Origin of the sequence: Streptomyces coffeae, assembly GCF_016741875.1 — a bacterium.
In the GTDB taxonomy this organism is placed as follows: Bacteria; Actinomycetota; Actinomycetes; order Streptomycetales; family Streptomycetaceae; genus Streptomyces; species Streptomyces coffeae.
This window is the reverse complement of sequence record NZ_JAERRF010000016.1, coordinates 1-16,438: the sequence shown is the minus strand read 5'-3', so window position 1 is coordinate 16,438 and position 16,438 is coordinate 1. Positions and strand designations below refer to the sequence as shown.

The window sequence follows — 16,438 nt, the reverse complement described above, 5'->3', positions numbered from 1 at the left end:
CCGTGGCTCACTGCCCCGCGTTCGGCAGACAGCCCTTCACCCCGGACTGCGCGCCCTGGTTGAAGGCCGACACCCGCTGGGCCGCGTCGCCGTGGTCGGAGGTGTTGGTCCAGGGCGTCTGGTCCGCGAGGACGGTCAGGGCGTCGGACAGTTCTTCGGTGTCGCCCTCCTCGAAGGTGAGGGTGTTGTCGCGGGCGGCACCGAAGAGCACCGCCCCGGCCAGACAGTCGGCCTGGAGCTCACGTGCCAGGTCGACCAGGCCCGCGTCCAGCCGGTTCTGGACGGCATGGCCCCACTCGTGGGCGATGACCAGGTACACCCAGGCATCGCCCCGCTGGTGGCCGCCGCGCATCAGATCCATGTCCCACGCTATGAAGTCCCCGGCGGGGCAGTAGACGGCGTTGTCGTCGGGCAGCGGTTCGGAACCGCAGGCGGGCGCGTCCGACGCGGCGCCGTCGTACGCCCCCTGCACCCGCGGGGCGTTGTAGGTGCCCGTGAAGAACTCGGACCAGTGGCTGGACCAGTAGGTGGTGGTGACGGACACCGCCGCGTCGATGTCCCCTTCCACGGTCTCCGAGCCGCCCCCGCCGCCGCTCGCAGAGCTCTCGCCCACCGGCCCCGGGGAGGTGGCGGGCGGGGTACCGGCCGGGGTGGTGGCCGGAGTGCCGCCGGACGTACCACCCGGAGTACCGGCCGGGGTGGTCGTGGTGGGCGCGGGGGAGCTGCCGGAGGGACGCGGCGGCGGGCTGTCGCCGCCCCCGCAGCCGGTGGCCGTCAGCAGGGTCAGGGTGGTGAGCAGGGCGGCGGATAATCTGAGGTACCACGGAGCAGCCATCGTTCGCCTCCGGCCGGTCGTGCGGATGGGTCGGGTGAGCCAGTGAACGGTGGAGGGTGGTGTCTCAACGGAAGCGTTCGCCGGTCAGTTGCGCAAGTCCAGGTGATGGACGAAGTCACGGGTCTCCTCCGCCAGTACGCGCGGGCGCTCGAGCAGCATCGCGTGGGTCGCGTCGACCGTGCGCACCCTGAGGGAGGGCCGCTCGGCGGCGAGCGCCGTGAGCTCCCGGTCCAGCCCCTTGACGTAGGCCGCCATCAGCTCGTCGTACCAGGCCAGTTGGTCACCTTGGTCCGCGAGCCGTCCGGCGCGCACCACCAGCAGCGGACGGGTCGTCCGGCGGTAGAGGGCCACCATGTCCAGCTCGTCCATCGCGTCGAGCATCTCCACGGCGCGCTCGCGCTCGGGCCGCAGCGCCAGCCGCCCGTCGCCGGTCTCGGCCAGGGAGCGCCGGAGCCCCTCCTCCAGCAGCTCGGGCGCGAACCCCAGCTGGTCCGCCATGGCCCGGTGATAGCCGCGGACGGCCTCCAGACCCTCGGGCGGGAGGACCCGGCCCGCGCCCGCCCGGCTGACCTCATGGGCGCGCGCCAGCCGTTCGCGCACCGTCTCCGGATCCAGGCCGACGTACTGCTCGGGCCGCCCCTGGCCGAAGCCGTCGAGGTTGACCGCGCCGGGGGTGTGCGGGTGGGCGTCGGCGTAGAGCGCGGCCACCATGCCGCCGAGGGAATGGCCCACGGGCACCGCGTCCGGGATGCCGCAGGCGTCCAGTACGGCGTCGACATCGCCGAGCACGGCCGGGATCGTCCACGGCCCGGACCCCGCGGAGGAGTGGCCGTGGGCGCGCAGATCCATGGCGACGACACGGTGGTCGGCGGTCAGCTCGGCCGCGACGCCCTGCCAGTCGGCGAGCGTACGGCCTGCGCCGTGGAGCAGCAGCAGCGCGGGGCCGGTGCCGCCGTGGTCACGGACGGCCAGCTCGGCATCGCCGTGCCGCACGGTGCGGTCGGACGGGACGGAACCGGCGGGCGGGGCGGAAGAAGGCATGACGAGGCGCTCCCTCAAGGGTCGCGGACAAGGGTGGGAAGCCGATCCGACATGGGATCGGGGCACCACGCTAGGGCGTGCGGAACGCCCGAAGATCATCCGGGAAGAGGAGGTGAAACCGCCCTCCGCGAGCCCATAATGAACAAGGGGCACGGCGGAGTTCAGCGCTCCGGCGGCCCCGTCCGGATCAGCACGTCCGCCGGGTCGTTCACCGGCTGCGGAGTGCCGGTCAGATCCATGATGAACAGCGGGATGCGCAGGGCGTCGCCGCGTGCTCGCGCGTCCCGGGCGTAACCGGCCAGCGAGAAGAAGACGCTCAGGGCCGATCGCTGGAGTCCGTGCAGCCACAGGCATTCGACGTCCCGCAGCTCCGCGGGGCGGGTGGCCGGATCGACCCGGGCGACCAGGCCCTCGCCGTACAGATCCACCCCGGCCTCCGGGTCCTCCGGGTGCCGCGGATCCGTGAAGCCCAGCCACTTCAGATACTCGGCGGCGGCGGTGACCGCGTCCCGGGCGGTGCGGATGGTCACCGGCCGGAAGGCCGGGCGCGGCACCGCGGGACCGGACGCCGGGGCCGCGACGGGCGACGGGGGAGTGACCGGGACCCGGACCAGACGTCCGCAGCCGCATCCGAACTCCGGCTGCGGCCAGTGGCCCCGGCGGCCGCACGACGGACAGTCGACCACCACCCAGATGTTCTGCCAGGTGCGGTGCTCGATCTCCTCGGGCGCGCCGTCGCGCAGCACCGGGAGGGTGAGCGGGGCGCCGCAGGAGCAGGGGAAGGTCGGCGGGGTGAAGGACTGCTCGCGACGGCACGCGGGGCAGCGCACCGGCACGCTGTCGGTCATCTCGGGGCTCCGGGAGGTCCATGGGACGGGCGGGGGCCTATCAGGCCCTGATGTCCCATGCTCCACGAAGCGGGCGCCCGGCGGGCGGAGTTGGGGGTTTTGTGCCCGGTGACAGGGCAGGCGTGGGGGAGCCCGGCCGGGTGCTGTTCCGGTTCCCGGGCGGCGGTACCGGCGGGCGCGACTGGGACAGTCGCCGGTCACCGCCGCCCGGGGGCTTGGGGTGTGCGGGGCGTCAGCGGCCGGTGGCCACCGCCCCGGAGAGCCGTTCGACACCGCGCAGCAGGGCGGAGTGGTCGAGGCCGCCGTCGCCCTGGGCGCGCAGCGCCGCGACGAGCTGGGCCACCACGGCGCCCACCGGCAGCGCGGCGCCGACATCGCGAGCCGCGGCGGTGACGATGCCCATGTCCTTGTGGTGCAGATCGATCCGGAAGCCGGGGGCGAAGTCGCGGCGGAGGAAGTTGTCCTTCTTGCGCTGGAGGACGGTGGATCCGGCGAGCCCGCCCGCGAGGACGTCGAGCGCGGCCCCGAGGTCCACCCCGGACTTCTCCAGGAACACCACGGCCTCGGCGCACGCCTGGATGTTGGCCGCCACGATCAGCTGGTTGGCGGCCTTCACGGTCTGACCGGCGCCGTGCGGTCCGCACCGGACCACGGTCTTCCCGAGGGCGGCGAAGATCGGCCGGGCCCGCTCGAAGTCCTCCGGCTCCCCGCCGACCATGATGGACAGCACGGCCTCCACCGCCCCGGCCTCGCCGCCGGAGACCGGTGCGTCCAGCACGCGGATGCCCTTGCCGTCCTCGGCGGCGGCCCGCGCCACGGCCTGGGAGGTCTGCGGGGTGATGGAGGACATGTCGATCAGCAGACTGCCGGGGCGGGCATGCGCCAGTACGCCGTCCTCGCCCAGCACGACCGCCTCGACCTGCGGCGAGGCGGGCACCATGGTGATCACGACATCGGCGTTCCGGACGGCGTCGGCGACGGAGACGGCGGGGGTGCCACCGGCCGCGGCCAGCCGGTCCAGCTTCCGCTGTTCCAGGGTGAATCCGGTGACGTCGTAGCCCGCCTTGATCAGGTTCTCGGACATGGGGGAGCCCATGATGCCGAGTCCGATCCAGGCGATGGCGGGAAGGGTTTCGCTCACGGTCCGGCCTTTCTCGTGTCGTTCCGTCATGGGTCGGTTCAGTGCCGGTCGGCCGGGTCCCCGGCCAGCCAGCCGAAGGACTCGGCGCTCGGCCCGTCCGGCTTGTACTCCAGCCCGATCCAGCCGTCGTAACCGGCAGCGCGCAGCTGGTCCAGGAGCGCGGGGATGTCGAGTGCGCCGGTGCCGGGCGCGCCACGGCCGGGGACATCCGCGATCTGCACATGGCCGGTGCGGTCCGCGTAGGTCTCGATGACCCGCGGCAGGTCCTCGCCGTTCCTTGCCAGGTGGTACAGGTCCATCAGGAAGGCGGCGTTGTCCAGGCCGGTGGCCTTGTTGACCCGCTCCGCCACCTCGACCGCGGCGGCCGCGCTCACCAGCGGGTAGTGCGGGGACTCCGCGGCGCCCAGCGCTTCGATCAGCAGGGTCGCGCCCACCCGGTCGGCGGCGCGGGCGGCCAGTGTCAGGTTCTCCAGCGCCAGGGCGTCCTGGGCCTCGGGGTCCACGCCCTCGATCCGGTTGCCGTACAGCGCGTTGAGCGCGGTGCAGCCGACGGACCGGGCGAAGTCGGCGGCGACCTCGACATTGGCGCGGAAGCGGTCGGACTCCTCGCCGGGTAGGGACAGCGCCCCGCGGTCGGGGCCGGGCAGCTCACCCGCGTAGAAGTTGAGCCCTACCAGCCGGGTCCCGGCGCTCTCCAGCGCGGCGCGGAGCGCGTCGAGTTCGGCCCGGCCGGGGGTGGGGTCCCGGGGCCAGGGCCACCACAGCTCGACCGCGGTGAAGCCCGCGGCGGCCGCGGCCGCCGGGCGCCGAAGGAGGGGGAGCTCGGTGAAGAGGATCGAGAGATTGACGTCGACGTGCTCGAAGCGCCGGTCCGTACGGTCCATGGGCCCTCGGCTCCTTCCGTTCAGAGATATCAGGGATTTCATATAGCGGAAGTTGCTTTCTGGATTACGGAAGCATGCGGCGGTGTTCGCGGAGCTGTCAAGAGGGGCTGCCCGAGGCGCCCCCGGGCGCAGTAGGTTGGCGGCGTGAGATTGAGGGTTGAGTTCACCACCGAGCCGTTCGACCTCGACGAGGTGCCGCCGCATGCCGTGGTGGCCCGGGAGACCGTGCAGTCCGCCGCGCTGGACGCCGTGGACGTCGGCCCGTTCGGCAACACTGCCGAGGGCCGGGCGGACGCCGTGCTCGCCGCCGTGGACCAGTTGCTGCGCAAGTCCCTGGAGGCGGGCGCCACCCGGGTCTCGCTCCAGGTCAATGTGATCGGCGAGGCCGACGGGGGCCGGGAGGGCGAGGCGTGAGCGCGCCGGAGGACCACCCCTTCGTCTCGGCGGTCAAACCCCTCGTCGACGCCATGGGCGGCGAGATGATCGCCCCGGAGCGGGCGCGCGGCGACGATGTGGTGCTCTCCTGGGAGGGCCGTGCGGTGGTGGCCGTCCGGCTGCCGCATCTGTCCGACTCGCTCGACCACATCCTGGCCGATCTGCAACGCCGCCACGGTGTCCCGCTCGCCGACCTGGACCGCAGGACCAAGCAGTCGGTGGTCCGCCTCCTGGAGCAGCGCGGCGCCTTCTCGGTGCGCCACGGGGTGGAGACGGTGGCGAGCGCGCTGGGGGTCAGCCGCTTCACCGTCTACAACTACCTCAACCGCGAGAAGGGCGGCGAGGCCACAAAGCCCCCGGTCAACGAGTGATGACGAGGACGACGGCCTCACATCGGGGCCGTGTCTCTCACACTTTCTCACAGAGGTGTGGCGGGGTTTCCCGGGAGCCGATCGAAGGCGCGGTGATGAGGTCCTCGGGGTCGGCGAATGCGCGATTGGCCAGGGTGGTCCGGCGGAGGATGGACCAGATTCCTTCGACCGGGTTGTAGGGCCCCAACCCGGGAGAGGTGGGTAAAGCCGGGTAAAGCCTCGGGGCACCCCCCAAATGGGTGACGACAACGTCGAAGCGCCTCCCAAGAATTGTTATGAGGAGGTAAACGCGATGAGTGCCTTGTGACTGCAAGTGGCTCGGCGGTGTACCTCGTCCACGGAAGCGTAGGCAGCGCGTGACACAGCGCCATCGGCGCAAGCCGGCCTCAGTACGCTTCGGTGCCTCAGATCCCACAACCCTCTTCAGGTAAGAGGTGTGATGCCCTATGCGCGCGCAAGTGATCGTCAAGTTCTGGGGGGACGGCGGCGAAGAGCTCGGCGGCAACACCATTCAAGGCCCGGTCGCAGACGCCTCATTTGACTGGACATCGTTGTTGGGCGTTCTGTTCTCAGCCGCCAAAGACTTCCTGAGCGGAGGATGGCCGGCTGTCGAGTCAGATCTGAAGAAGCTCTACGACCAGGTCACCGGCGATGTCGGCGACAGTAAGACACTGCCGCTTCACGTCAGGCAGGGCGGCAATATAGACGGGATCACGGTGCCTGTAAGCCGGGCCTTGATCTACTTCCATGCCTGGACCGGAGATGACATCAAGCCCTCCTTCGGCCGAGTTCTCCCTCGCGAGAGTACCATCCTGGATTTGGGCGAAAGTCGATTCACCCGCGGAGACTTCAACTACGAGTATCGGTTCGAGATCCCCTTCGCAACGATCGACGCAGACAAGTATTTGGTCAGTTTCGGCACAGGCGACAGCGGCACATTCCAGGATGCAGCCATCGGATACACGGTGGAGACGGTTGTCGACCCGCCGAGTACGCCTGTTATGTCAATCAATGACAAGTGGACACAACTGGGCGGCGCGGCAGGGTTGCTGGGTAACGCCAGTGGTCCCGAGCAGCAAACGCCCGCACCATATAACTTTGGGCGATGGCGGCCGTTCGAGCATGCGCTTGTTTATTGGACTCAAGGGCGGGGTGCCCATGAAGTCCACGGGGCTATCCGCGACAAATACGCTCAGGTGCGATGGGAACAAGGAGTCCTTGGATTCCCGATCACCGACGAGCTGACGACGCCTGACAATACAGGCAGGTTCAACCACTTCGAACGCGGCTCCATCTACTGGACACCCGCCTTGGGCGCGCATGAAGTGCACGGAATGAACCGCTCTGTGTGGGCCTCTCTCGCGTGGGAGCGTGGCTGGCTCGGCTACCCGACAACGGACGAGATTCAACTGCCCGACGGCAGCCGGGCAAACAACTTTGAGCACGGATCGATCCGGTGGACGCCACAGACAGGCTCGATCCCTTCGCGTTTGCGGCTTCCGCTGCCCACGTGGGCCGTCATCTAGTTGTCCGCCAAGGCTGGCGGCGCCGCGCCCCCATAAAGGGAGAGCGGGTTGGCCCGAAGCTGCCTCAACCGCGAGAAGGGCGCACCACCCGCTTGATCCCCACCAGGGTCCGGTAGCGGGGGCGCGCCGCGAAGGCCGCCAGGGGCCAGACGGCGGGCCGCCCCACCTCGGCGCACAGATGCAGGACCGCGTCCGGGCCCGCGAGGACGCCCACATGCGCGCCGAAGGCGTCGTCGGTGGCATTGAAGAGCAGCAGGTCGAGCGGGCGCGCGGCGGTCACGCGCACCGTGGACTCCGTGTCGGCCCACAGCTCGCTCGACCGCAGCTCCGGGGGCCGCAGCCCGAAGTGGCGCAGCACCGCGTAGGCGAACAGCTGGCAGTTGGCGCCCTCGGCGAGGCCCGGCCGCTCCGTCACCTCCGGCGAGCCGGGATGGCGCGCGCCCGTGTACGGCACCGACCACAGCTCCGCGGGCACCGTGGTGAGCAGCGGCGCGGCCGCCGGTGCGCCGCCCTCCGGTCCGTTCATCGCCGCTGTCTCCCCCTCGGTCGCGCCGGTGGCTCGTGCGGTCGATGATGCCACCGAAAGTTTTCAACAAAGTGTTGACGTTCGAGGCCGGGGGCTCCTAGCTTGCCGATGTGACTACCAGCGCACCGCCGGGCCTGGCCCGGTTCAACTCCGCGGCCGAGAGCGATGCCGCCGGGCTGCTGCACGAGGTGTGCACCGGCCGGGCCTGGGCCCGGGCAGTAGCCGCCGGGCGGCCGTACGCCACCGTCGAGGCGCTGCTCGCCGCCTCCGACGCGGCCATGGCCCGGCTGACCGCCGACGATCTCGCCGAGGCGATGGCCGGACATCCGCCCATCGGCAGACCCACCCCGGGCGACGCCACCTCGGCCCGCGAGCAGAGCGGGGTTCGCGACGAGCTCCGCGCCGAGCTGCTCGCACTCAACCTGGCCTACCAGGAGCGCCACGGCCATGTCTTTCTGATCTGCGCCACCGGACGCACCGGCGAGGAGATGTTGGCCGCTCTGAGCGAGCGGATCGGGAATGACGCGGACACCGAGCGCGAGATCGTCCGTGCCGAGCTGGGAAAGATCAATCGCATCCGGCTCATCCGCCTCCTGGAGGCCGCAGCGGAAGGAGAACGGTGATGGCAACCGCCACCTCCGTGTCCACCCACATCCTGGACACCAGCGTCGGCCGCCCGGCCGCGGGTGTGGACGTGGAGCTGTCCGTCCGGGCCGCGAGCGGCACGGACTGGACCCCGCACGCCACCTCCGCCACCGACGCCGACGGCCGCTGCAGGGATCTGCCCGCCCTCCCCGAGGGCACCACCGAGGTACGGCTGCGCTTCGCCACCGGGCCGTATCTGCCGCACGCCTTCTTCCCCGAAGTGGCGGTCGTCTTCGCCGTCGAGCCGGGTGAGCACTACCACGTACCACTGCTGCTCACCCCGTTCGGCTACTCCGTATACCGAGGGAGCTAGCACTGATGCCCGAGCTCGGCCAGAACCAGTACGGCAAAGCCGAATGCCGCGTCGTCCGCGTGGTGCGCGACGGCGCCGTCCATCACATCAAGGACCTGAACGTCTCGGTGGCGCTCTCCGGAGACATGGACGAGGTCCACCTCTCCGGCAGCAACGCCCATGTGCTGCCCACCGACACCACCAAGAACACCGTGTACGCCTTCGCCAAGGAACACGGCATCGCCTCGGCCGAGCAGTTCGGCATCCACCTGGCCCGCCACTTCGTCAGCAGCCAGGAGCCGATCCGCACCGCCCGAATCCGGATCGAGGAGTACGCCTGGGACCGGATCGAGACCTCCGGCGAGGCCCGGCACTCCTTCGTCCGCTCCGGCCGGGAGACCCGCACCGCCCAGATCTCCTACGACGGGACGCGCTGGGAAGTGCTCTCCGGGCTGACGGATCTCACCGTCCTGAACTCCACCGACTCCGAGTTCTGGGGCTACGTCAAGGACAAGTACACCACCCTGCCCGAGGCCCGCGACCGTATCCTCGCCACCGAGGTGCACGCCCGCTGGCGCTCCGGCTGGAGCGATGACACCCTGCCCATGCCGGACTGGGAGCGGGCCTACGCCGAGACGCGCGGCCATCTGCTGACCGCCTTCGCCGAGACCTACTCGCTCTCGCTCCAGCAGACGCTGTACCAGATGGGCGCCCGGGTCATCGAGCAGCGGCCGGACATCGACGAGATCAGGCTCTCCCTCCCCAACAAGCACCACTTCCTGGTGGACCTGGAGCCCTTCGGCCTCAAGAACGACAACGAGGTGTACTTCGCCGCCGACCGGCCCTACGGCCTGATCGAGGCCACCGTGCTGCGCGACGGTGCCACGCCCCGGATCCCCACCGACTGAAGGGCGCCGCGGATGAACCGCATCGTCATCGAGAACTGCGCCGTCGCGACCGTGGACGCCGACGACACCGAGTACGCCTCCGGGCATCTGGTCGTCGCGGGCAACCGCATCGAGTCGGTGGGCGCCGGACCCGCGCCCCGGGAGCCGGCGGGAGTCGTCCGCCGGATCGACGGCACCGGCCATCTGGCCACCCCGGGCCTGGTCAACACCCATCACCACTTCTACCAGTGGCTCACCCGCGGTCTCGCCCAGGACTGCAACCTCTTCGACTGGCTGGTCGCGCTCTATCCGACGTGGGCGCGGATCGACGAGGAGATGGTCCACGCGGCGGCCCGCGGCTCGCTCGCGATGATGGCGCGCGGCGGGGTCACCACCGCCATGGACCACCACTACGTGTTTCCGCGCGGCACCGGCGATCTGCTCGGGGCCGAGATCCGCGCGGCGCGTGAGCTGGGGGTGCGGTTCACCGCCGCGCGCGGCTCCATGGACCGCGGGGCCTCCGACGGCGGGCTGCCGCCGGACTTCGCCGTGGAGACCACCGAGGGCGCGCTGACCGCCACCGAGGAGGCGATCGACACCCACCACGACGGCTCCTTCGACTCGATGCTCCAGATCGCGGTCGCGCCCTGCTCACCCTTCTCCGTCTCCACCGCACTGCTCCGCGAGGGCGCGGTCCTGGCCCGCCGCAAGGGCGTACGGCTGCACACCCACGGCTCGGAGACGGTGGAGGAGGAGAAGTTCTGCCACGAGCTGTTCGGCATGGGGCCCACCGACTACTTCGAGTCCACGGGCTGGCTGGGCGAGGACGTGTGGATGGCCCACTGCGTCCATATGAACGACGCCGACATCGCCGCCTTCGCCCGGACCGGCACCGGGGTGGCCCACTGCCCCTCGTCCAACGCCCGGCTCGCAGCGGGGATCGCACGGGTGCCGGACCTGCTCGCGGCGCGGGTGCCGGTCGGTCTCGGCGTGGACGGCACCGCCTCCAACGAGTCCGGTGAACTCCACACCGAGCTGCGCAACGCCCTGCTGGTCAACCGGCTCGGCAGCCACCGCGAGAAGGCGCTGACCGTACGCCAGGCGCTGCGTCTCGGCACCTACGGTGGCGCCCAGGTGCTGGGGCGGCAGGACCAGATCGGATCCCTGGAGCCGGGCAAACTGGCCGACCTGGTGCTGTGGAAGCTGGACGGCATCGGCCACTCGACCATCGCCGACCCGGTCGCCGCCCTCGTCCTCGGCGCGGCGGCCCCGGTCACCCTGTCGCTGGTGAATGGCGAACCGGTAGTGGAGGGCGGGCGGTTGCTCACCGCCGACGAGGACGAGATCGCGCGCACCGCGCGCGACGAGGCGCACCGGCTGGCCCGTATCGCGGCCGGCGGGTGACCCTGGGCTCCGGCCGGGAGGGACGGCTCCCGGCCGGACGCGGGCCCGGCGTTCGCGCCGGGGCCGTGGCGGCGACCGCACCCGGCGACCGTGGGGCTCCGGCCCGCGGTCTCCGGGTGCGGTTCCTTGTGTGCCCCGGGTTCCTTCTGCCGAATGGGCTTCTTCTGCCGAAGCTCCGATGATTCATCGGAGGGGTTGACCTGGGGAGGCAGGCTTCGGGCGGGCGATGGCCCAAATCCAGGCGATACACGGCCCGTTGACATCCCACCTTTCCGGCTCTAGGTTCCGGTACGCGGCTGGCCAGCCCTCCTGTCCGACCTCCGCACGAGCACAGGAGCCGCCATGCGTATGCCCGGACGTCCCCACCGATTCCTCCGATCCTTCCGATCCCGACCGCCCAGACCGAGGCACGGGCTGTGTGTGCTGCTCGGTCTTGCGCTCGCGACGATCCTCACCGGCCCCGGCCTCCCCCCGGCCGCCGCCGCGCCCGCTCCCCGGACGGCGTCCCCGGCCGCCGGTCCCGGGACCGACTACGCCACCGACGACCCCTTCACCGCCGACCGCACCACCTGGTGGCGGCAGGACCGCTTCGGGATGTTCATCCACTTCGGCGCCTACTCCCAGCTGGAGGGCGAGTACACCCGGTCCGACGGCACGGTCTGCCGCGACGCCGAGTGGATCAAACGGAGTTGTGCCATCCCGACGCGCCGGTACGAGGACGTCGCCCAGGGCTTCGACCCGTCGGCCTTCGACGCCAAGGCGATCGTCAAGGCCGCCCAGGACGCCGGACAGCGCTACATCGTCATCACCTCCAAGCACCACGACGGCTATGCGATGTGGCCGACCCGGCAGAACGGATGGAATCTGCGCGACCACTCCTCCTTCGACCGGCGCCGGGACATCCTGGCCGAGTTGAAGTCCGCGGCCGACGACGCCGGGATCAAACTGGGCTTCTACTACTCGATCTGGGACTGGCACGACCCCGACTTCGCCGACCCCGCCACCTTCCCGAAGTACGAGAAGCGGATGTACGCGCAGCTCAAGGAGCTGATCGACGGCTATCATCCGGATCTGCTGTGGTTCGACGGCGAATGGGACACCGACAACCCCGTCAACCGCTGGTCGTCGCGGGACGGTGAGCGTCTCGAGGCGTATCTGCGCGGGCTCGACCCCGGCCTCGTCATCAACAACCGGGTCGGCAAGCGGCGTGTGGTGGACGGCGACTACGGCACCCCCGAGCAGGAGATCCCCGACGCCCCGGTGGACGGCCAGCTCTGGGAGAGCTGTATGACCCTCAACGATCACTGGGGGTACGCCCGGTACGACCAGAACTGGAAGTCCCCGGCCACCCTCACCCGCAATCTGCTGGACATCGCAGGACGCGGCGGCAACTACCTGCTCAACGTCGGCCCCGACCGGCTCGGCCGGGTGCCCCAGCCCTCCGTCGACCGGCTGCGCGCCATCGGCTCCTGGCTGCGGACGGCCGGTCAGGGCCGGGCGGTGTACGGGGCGGGTGCCGCCGGGCTGGTCGCCGAACCCTCCTGGGGAGCGGTCAGCCGACGGGGCAACACCCTCTACGCGTCCGTCCGTTCCTGGCCCGCCGCCGGGCAGTCCCTCCACCTCGGCGCGACGACACCGTTCCGGGTGACCGGCGCCCGGGTGCTGGGCAGCGATCAGCGGATCACGGTCACGGAGGCCGGGGACGGCTTCGACCTCACCCCGTCCGGTGCCGCGCCGGACCCCACCGCCTCGGTGATCGCGCTGACGGTGAAGCCCCCGGCGTCCGCCCCGCCGGGCGACGGCACGGGGCTGAAGGCGGAGATCTTCGCCAATGACACCTTCACCGGGCCGCCCGCCGTCACCCGGACCGACCCAACCGTCAACCACGCCTGGAGGTACGCCGGTTCACCGGATCCGGCGGTGCCGGCGGATCACTTCGGGGTCCGCTGGACGGGCTCTCTGAAGCCCCGCCACAGTGAGACCTACACCCTCACCACCGTCTCCGACGACACGGTCCGGGTGTGGATCGACGGACGGCTGGTCATCGACTCCGCCACCCCGCACGAGCCGCGTGTCGACAAGGCGACCGTCGCGCTGCGCGCCGGACACCGCCACACTCTTCGGATCGACTACACCGAGCGGACCGGTGAGGCTCATATGAAGCTGCTGTGGTCCAGTCCGAGTCAGACCCAGCGGATCGTGCCGCGTTCTCAGCTGTCCCCTTCGTGACACTTGTCGTGAGCGCACCGCGGGGCCCCGGACCGCCGACCGGTCCGAGGCCCCGTCGCGTGCCGTTCGTATGCTTCAGTCCAGCAACTCGTAGGCGGGCAGGGTGAGGAACTCCGCGTAGTCCTCGTCGAGCGCGACCTTCAGCAGCAGATCGTGCGCCTGGTTCCACTTTCCGGCTCCGTAGCCCTCCGGGCCGGTCTCCTCGCGGATCGCCGCGAGTTCCTCGGCGGCCACCCGGCGCACCAGGTCGGCTGTGGCTTTCTCGCCGTTCTCGAACATCACACCGGCGTTGATCCACTGCCAGATCTGGGAGCGGGAGATCTCGGCGGTGGCGGCGTCCTCCATCAGGTTGAAGATGGCGACGGCGCCCAGTCCGCGCAGCCATGCCTCGATGTAGCGGATCCCGACCTGGACGGCGTTGCGCAGCCCGTCGTGGGTGGGCTTGGCGGCCACCGAGGAGATGTCGATCAGCTCGGCCGCGGTGACGGTCACCTCCTCGCGCAGCCGGTCCTTCTGGTGCGGCCGGTCGCCGAGGACCGCGTCGAAGCAGGCGCGGGCGACCGGGACGAGATCGGGGTGGGCGACCCAGGAGCCGTCGAAACCGTCGCCCGCCTCACGGTCCTTGTCGGCCCGGACCTTCTCCAGGGCGACCGCGTTGACCTCCGGATCGCGGCGGCTGGGGATGAACGCGGCCATCCCGCCGATCGCGTGGGCGCCGCGCTTGTGGCAGGTGCGCACCAGGAGTTCGGTGTAGGCGCGCATGAACGGAGTAGTCATGGTGACCGCGTTGCGGTCGGGGAGGACAAACGCGGGGCCGCCGTCGCGGAAGTTCTTGACGATGGAGAAGAGGTAGTCCCAGCGGCCCGCGTTGAGCCCGGAGGCATGCTCGCGCAGCTCGTAGAGGATCTCCTCCATCTCGTAGGCGGCGGTGATTGTCTCGATCAGGACGGTGGCGCGGATGGTCCCTTGCGGAATGCCCACGTAGTCCTGCGCGAAGACGAAGATGTCGTTCCAGAGGCGGGCCTCCCGATGCGATTCCGTCTTCGGGAGGTAGAAGTACGGGCCCTTGCCGCGCTCCAGCAGCCGCTGTGCGTTGTGGAAGAAGTAGAGCCCGAAGTCGACCAGCGCACCGGGCACCGCGCGGCCGTCGGAGTCCCGCAGATGGCGCTCGTCGAGATGCCAGCCGCGCGGCCGGGTGACCACGGTGGCCAGCTCCTCGTCCGGTCGCAGGGCATAGCTCTTGCCCTCGGGGGAGGTGAAGTCGATCCTGCGCTCATAGGCGTCGATCAGATTGAGCTGACCGCCGATCACATTCGCCCAGGTGGGAGCGGAGGCGTCCTCGAAGTCGGCGAGCCAGACCCGGGCCCCGGAGTTGAGGGCGTTGATGGTCATCTTGCGGTCGGTGGGGCCGGTGATCTCCACCCGGCGGTCCTGGAGGGCGGGCGGCGCCGGGGCGACCCGCCAGTCCGGGTCCTCGCGGACGGCGGCGGTCTCGGGGAGGAAGTCCAGGCTGCTGGTGCGGGCGAGTTCGGCACGGCGCTCCGCGCGGCGGGCGAGCAGGGCGTCGCGGCGCGCGGTGAAGCGGTCGTGCAGCGCGGCGAGGAAGGCCAGGGCCGCGTCGGTCAGCACCTCGCCCTGGCGGTCCAGAGGTGCGGTGCCGACAACGGCCAGCGGGGACGGCGCTGGTGCTGGCATGGGCGGACACTCCTTAGGAGGCGATGCGTGGCACGGGGTGCCGGGGGATGAGGAGAAGGGCGGTGCGACGCGTACGGGCAGCGTGGCGTCCCACAGACCTTCTGGCCTGTGGATACTAATTTCCTTATGGTGGAACTTCAATCTTTTGTTGAAGGGTGAGCTCCCCATCACCCCATCGGGTTCCCCATGACCCTCGGTGCCACCCCGGCTCACTCCAGCAGCGTCAAGTCCTCGGTGGTGTCGATGTCATCCGGACGAGCGATGTCCGAGCAGTCCACGAGCGTGAGCGCCCCTTGGTGCGCCCGCAGATAGCCGCGCGCCCCGCGGTCGCCCCGCGCGTCCGCGGCCACATCGGCCCACCGGTCCGCCCCGAACAGCACCGGATGGCCCCGCACTCCCTCGTACTCCGCGGCCGCCAGGCTGTCCGGCGAGCGGTACGCGGCCAGCAGCCGGGCCACCGCCTCGGCGCCGACCCCGGGTTGGTCCACCAGCGTGACCAGCGCCGCCGCCGCCCCGGTCCCCGCGAGCGAGGCCAGCCCGGCCCGCAGCGAGGAGCCCATCCCGCCCTCCCAGTCCGGGTTGTCGACCAGGACACAGCCCGGCAGTTCGGCCCGCGCCCGTACCTCCTCGGCGGCGGCGCCCAGCACGATGTGCACCGGGGCGCACCCGCCCTCCCGCAGCGCGCGCGCCGCGTGCTCCACCAGCGGCCGCCCCCGGTGCCTCAACAGGGCCTTCGGCCGTCCGCCCAGCCGCCGTCCGCCGCCCGCCGCCAGCAGCACTCCGGCGACCTGCGCATTGTTACGTGAGGTGCGATCCATGGGCCCTGCTTACCGCACCGAACGCCGCTGCGGACGATCCATCCCAGCCGGTCTGATTTTCGCTCTCCGTATGGCGCGGCGTGCGCACCGTGGCGTTAACTGAGCCGCGGCCCCTTGTGCCCGGTCTTGTGTCCGGGCTTGAGTCCGGACACGGCACCTGGCGGCCGTATGGGAGAGAGGGAGAGGGGGCAGGCTCGTGCACCAGTGTGCGAGGGGGCGAAGGGCAGTGTTGTCCGAGGATGGCGCGAGGCTCTGGGGCGCACCCGATGCCTCGTCAGTGGAGGACGCCACGGTCATGGAAGCCAGCCGAGTGTCCGGCACCGACGACGACCCGAGAGCGGCCGAGCTGCGCCTCGCCGTCGCCCGGCTCAGGCGTGACCTGGCGGCCCATCCGGCCGAATTACCCGACCGCGCGATCGCGGACGACGAACTGGCCGCGCTGGACGCCATGGCCCGCACCGGGGCTCCCGAGCTGCCCCGGCTGCGCCGCTCCCTGCTGCTCATCGCGGGCGCCCTCGGCTCGGTCAGCGCGCTCGGCCCCGCGCTGACCGGTGTACGGGTCGCGATCGACCTCTTCGGCAGCGTGCCGCAAGGCCGCGGGAGGGAGTGACCCCAGGGCCCGCCGTGTCCGCGGGGCCCGGTCCGTTCGTCCGGGGCGGACCGGGCCCCGCCGCCGGCGCCGTGGGCCGCCGGGCCCCAGGCCCTGTCCGGTGGATCTTATCGGGCCCGCGACGCCTGGCACCGCGCCTCGCTGCGTTGTCGGAGTCGCCCAAGTACGCCCAGTACGAGGGCGCTCCTCCGCCTTGCGATGCACGGCACCAGACGCCGCGGGCTGATCCTCAAAGATCCGCTGGACAGGGC

Annotated in this window: 17 protein-coding genes; 9 read left to right on the top strand and 8 right to left on the bottom strand. The window is 71.0% G+C overall.

Going from position 1 to position 16,438, the window contains the following annotated elements; all coding sequences use genetic code 11:
* Positions 1 to 7: 7 nt before the first annotated feature.
* The 5 genes from JK363_RS25095 to JK363_RS25075 form a co-directional block, all read right to left on the bottom strand.
* Complete coding sequence (locus JK363_RS25095; RefSeq protein WP_201877484.1) at positions 8 to 835, bottom strand: neutral zinc metallopeptidase; 828 nt, start codon at positions 833 to 835, stop codon at positions 8 to 10.
* A gap of 84 nt (positions 836 to 919) precedes the next feature.
* Positions 920 to 1,876, bottom strand: a complete 957-nt coding sequence (locus JK363_RS25090) for an alpha/beta fold hydrolase (protein WP_201877483.1) — start codon at positions 1,874 to 1,876, stop codon at positions 920 to 922.
* 161 nt (positions 1,877 to 2,037) lie between these two features.
* Positions 2,038 to 2,724: a hypothetical protein gene (locus tag JK363_RS25085; protein WP_201877481.1), complete on the bottom strand. Its 687-nt coding sequence runs from the start codon at positions 2,722 to 2,724 to the stop codon at positions 2,038 to 2,040.
* Between the two features lie 232 nt (positions 2,725 to 2,956).
* The gene (locus tag JK363_RS25080; protein ID WP_307821859.1) at positions 2,957 to 3,865 is read right to left on the bottom strand and encodes a 2-hydroxy-3-oxopropionate reductase; all 909 of its coding nucleotides are present in this window, start codon (positions 3,863 to 3,865) and stop codon (positions 2,957 to 2,959) included.
* Between the two features lie 38 nt (positions 3,866 to 3,903).
* Positions 3,904 to 4,749 carry a TIM barrel protein gene (locus JK363_RS25075; protein WP_201877477.1) on the bottom strand — a complete coding sequence of 282 codons (846 nt, stop codon included), beginning with the start codon at positions 4,747 to 4,749 and terminating at the stop codon, positions 3,904 to 3,906.
* Between the two features lie 144 nt (positions 4,750 to 4,893).
* On the opposite strand from JK363_RS25075, the gene JK363_RS25070 reads away from it, so the two are divergent.
* The 3 genes from JK363_RS25070 to JK363_RS25060 all read left to right on the top strand — a co-directional run bounded on the left by JK363_RS25070 (position 4,894) and on the right by JK363_RS25060 (position 7,081).
* The gene (locus tag JK363_RS25070) at positions 4,894 to 5,163 is read left to right on the top strand and encodes a YkoF family thiamine-binding protein (RefSeq protein WP_201877475.1); all 270 of its coding nucleotides are present in this window, start codon (positions 4,894 to 4,896) and stop codon (positions 5,161 to 5,163) included.
* Positions 5,160 to 5,555, top strand: a complete 396-nt coding sequence (locus tag JK363_RS25065; RefSeq protein ID WP_201877473.1) for a helix-turn-helix domain-containing protein — start codon at positions 5,160 to 5,162, stop codon at positions 5,553 to 5,555. Before JK363_RS25070 ends, JK363_RS25065 begins: the two co-directional genes overlap by 4 nt.
* 446 nt (positions 5,556 to 6,001) lie before the next feature.
* A complete protein-coding gene (locus JK363_RS25060; RefSeq protein ID WP_201877471.1) occupies positions 6,002 to 7,081 on the top strand; it encodes an LGFP repeat-containing protein in 1,080 nt (359 codons plus the stop codon).
* Between the two features lie 64 nt (positions 7,082 to 7,145).
* On the opposite strand, the gene JK363_RS25055 is transcribed toward JK363_RS25060, so the two are convergent.
* Positions 7,146 to 7,607 (bottom strand): NlpC/P60 family protein, encoded by a 462-nt coding sequence (locus tag JK363_RS25055; protein WP_201877469.1) that lies wholly within the window; start codon positions 7,605 to 7,607, stop codon positions 7,146 to 7,148.
* A 110-nt stretch (positions 7,608 to 7,717) separates the two neighbouring features.
* Here JK363_RS25055 and uraD point away from each other — a divergent pair, with 110 nt between their 5' ends.
* The 5 genes from uraD to JK363_RS25030 all read left to right on the top strand — a co-directional run bounded on the left by uraD (position 7,718) and on the right by JK363_RS25030 (position 13,064).
* Entirely contained in the window at positions 7,718 to 8,230 is a 513-nt protein-coding gene (uraD, locus tag JK363_RS25050) for a 2-oxo-4-hydroxy-4-carboxy-5-ureidoimidazoline decarboxylase (protein ID WP_201877467.1), read from the top strand.
* A complete protein-coding gene (gene uraH, locus JK363_RS25045; protein WP_201877465.1) occupies positions 8,230 to 8,565 on the top strand; it encodes a hydroxyisourate hydrolase in 336 nt (111 codons plus the stop codon). The genes uraD and uraH overlap by 1 nt, the downstream gene beginning before the upstream one ends.
* Positions 8,566 to 8,570: 5 nt before the next feature.
* Positions 8,571 to 9,452, top strand: coding sequence for a factor-independent urate hydroxylase (pucL, locus tag JK363_RS25040; RefSeq protein ID WP_201877464.1), 882 nt, complete (start codon positions 8,571 to 8,573; stop codon positions 9,450 to 9,452).
* 12 nt (positions 9,453 to 9,464) lie between these two features.
* Complete coding sequence (locus JK363_RS25035; protein ID WP_201877463.1) at positions 9,465 to 10,835, top strand: 8-oxoguanine deaminase; 1,371 nt, start codon at positions 9,465 to 9,467, stop codon at positions 10,833 to 10,835.
* Positions 10,836 to 11,177: 342 nt separating this feature from the next.
* Positions 11,178 to 13,064, top strand: coding sequence for an alpha-L-fucosidase (locus JK363_RS25030; RefSeq protein ID WP_372444839.1), 1,887 nt, complete (start codon positions 11,178 to 11,180; stop codon positions 13,062 to 13,064).
* Between the two features lie 75 nt (positions 13,065 to 13,139).
* Here the strand turns inward: JK363_RS25030 and aceB are convergent, their stop codons facing one another.
* Both aceB and JK363_RS25020 read right to left on the bottom strand, forming a co-directional pair.
* Positions 13,140 to 14,759: a malate synthase A gene (gene aceB / locus JK363_RS25025; protein ID WP_201877460.1), complete on the bottom strand. Its 1,620-nt coding sequence runs from the start codon at positions 14,757 to 14,759 to the stop codon at positions 13,140 to 13,142.
* Between the two features lie 209 nt (positions 14,760 to 14,968).
* Positions 14,969 to 15,577, bottom strand: a complete 609-nt coding sequence (locus JK363_RS25020; RefSeq protein ID WP_201877459.1) for a nucleotidyltransferase family protein — start codon at positions 15,575 to 15,577, stop codon at positions 14,969 to 14,971.
* A gap of 295 nt (positions 15,578 to 15,872) precedes the next feature.
* Between JK363_RS25020 and JK363_RS25015 the strand changes: the two genes are divergently transcribed.
* On the top strand, positions 15,873 to 16,187 hold the full coding sequence (locus tag JK363_RS25015; protein WP_201877458.1) for a DUF5955 family protein: 315 nt from the start codon (positions 15,873 to 15,875) through the stop codon (positions 16,185 to 16,187).
* The last annotated feature ends 251 nt before the right edge of the window (positions 16,188 to 16,438 follow it).

What these genes read in the sequence shown, in the direction of transcription:
- JK363_RS25095 (WP_201877484.1), bottom strand. Translation starts at nt 835, where the DNA reads ATGGCTGCTCCGTGGTACCTCAGATTATCCGCCGCCCTGCTCACCACC.
- JK363_RS25090 (WP_201877483.1), bottom strand. Translation starts at nt 1,876, where the DNA reads ATGCCTTCTTCCGCCCCGCCCGCCGGTTCCGTCCCGTCCGACCGCACC.
- JK363_RS25085 (WP_201877481.1), bottom strand. Translation starts at nt 2,724, where the DNA reads ATGACCGACAGCGTGCCGGTGCGCTGCCCCGCGTGCCGTCGCGAGCAG.
- JK363_RS25075 (WP_201877477.1), bottom strand. Translation starts at nt 4,749, where the DNA reads ATGGACCGTACGGACCGGCGCTTCGAGCACGTCGACGTCAATCTCTCG.
- JK363_RS25060 (WP_201877471.1), top strand. Translation starts at nt 6,002, where the DNA reads ATGCGCGCGCAAGTGATCGTCAAGTTCTGGGGGGACGGCGGCGAAGAG.
- JK363_RS25055 (WP_201877469.1), bottom strand. Translation starts at nt 7,607, where the DNA reads ATGAACGGACCGGAGGGCGGCGCACCGGCGGCCGCGCCGCTGCTCACC.
- uraH (WP_201877465.1), top strand. Translation starts at nt 8,230, where the DNA reads ATGGCAACCGCCACCTCCGTGTCCACCCACATCCTGGACACCAGCGTC.
- pucL (WP_201877464.1), top strand. Translation starts at nt 8,571, where the DNA reads ATGCCCGAGCTCGGCCAGAACCAGTACGGCAAAGCCGAATGCCGCGTC.
- JK363_RS25035 (WP_201877463.1), top strand. Translation starts at nt 9,465, where the DNA reads ATGAACCGCATCGTCATCGAGAACTGCGCCGTCGCGACCGTGGACGCC.
- JK363_RS25030 (WP_372444839.1), top strand. Translation starts at nt 11,178, where the DNA reads ATGCGTATGCCCGGACGTCCCCACCGATTCCTCCGATCCTTCCGATCC.
- aceB (WP_201877460.1), bottom strand. Translation starts at nt 14,759, where the DNA reads ATGCCAGCACCAGCGCCGTCCCCGCTGGCCGTTGTCGGCACCGCACCT.
- JK363_RS25020 (WP_201877459.1), bottom strand. Translation starts at nt 15,577, where the DNA reads ATGGATCGCACCTCACGTAACAATGCGCAGGTCGCCGGAGTGCTGCTG.
- JK363_RS25015 (WP_201877458.1), top strand. Translation starts at nt 15,873, where the DNA reads ATGGAAGCCAGCCGAGTGTCCGGCACCGACGACGACCCGAGAGCGGCC.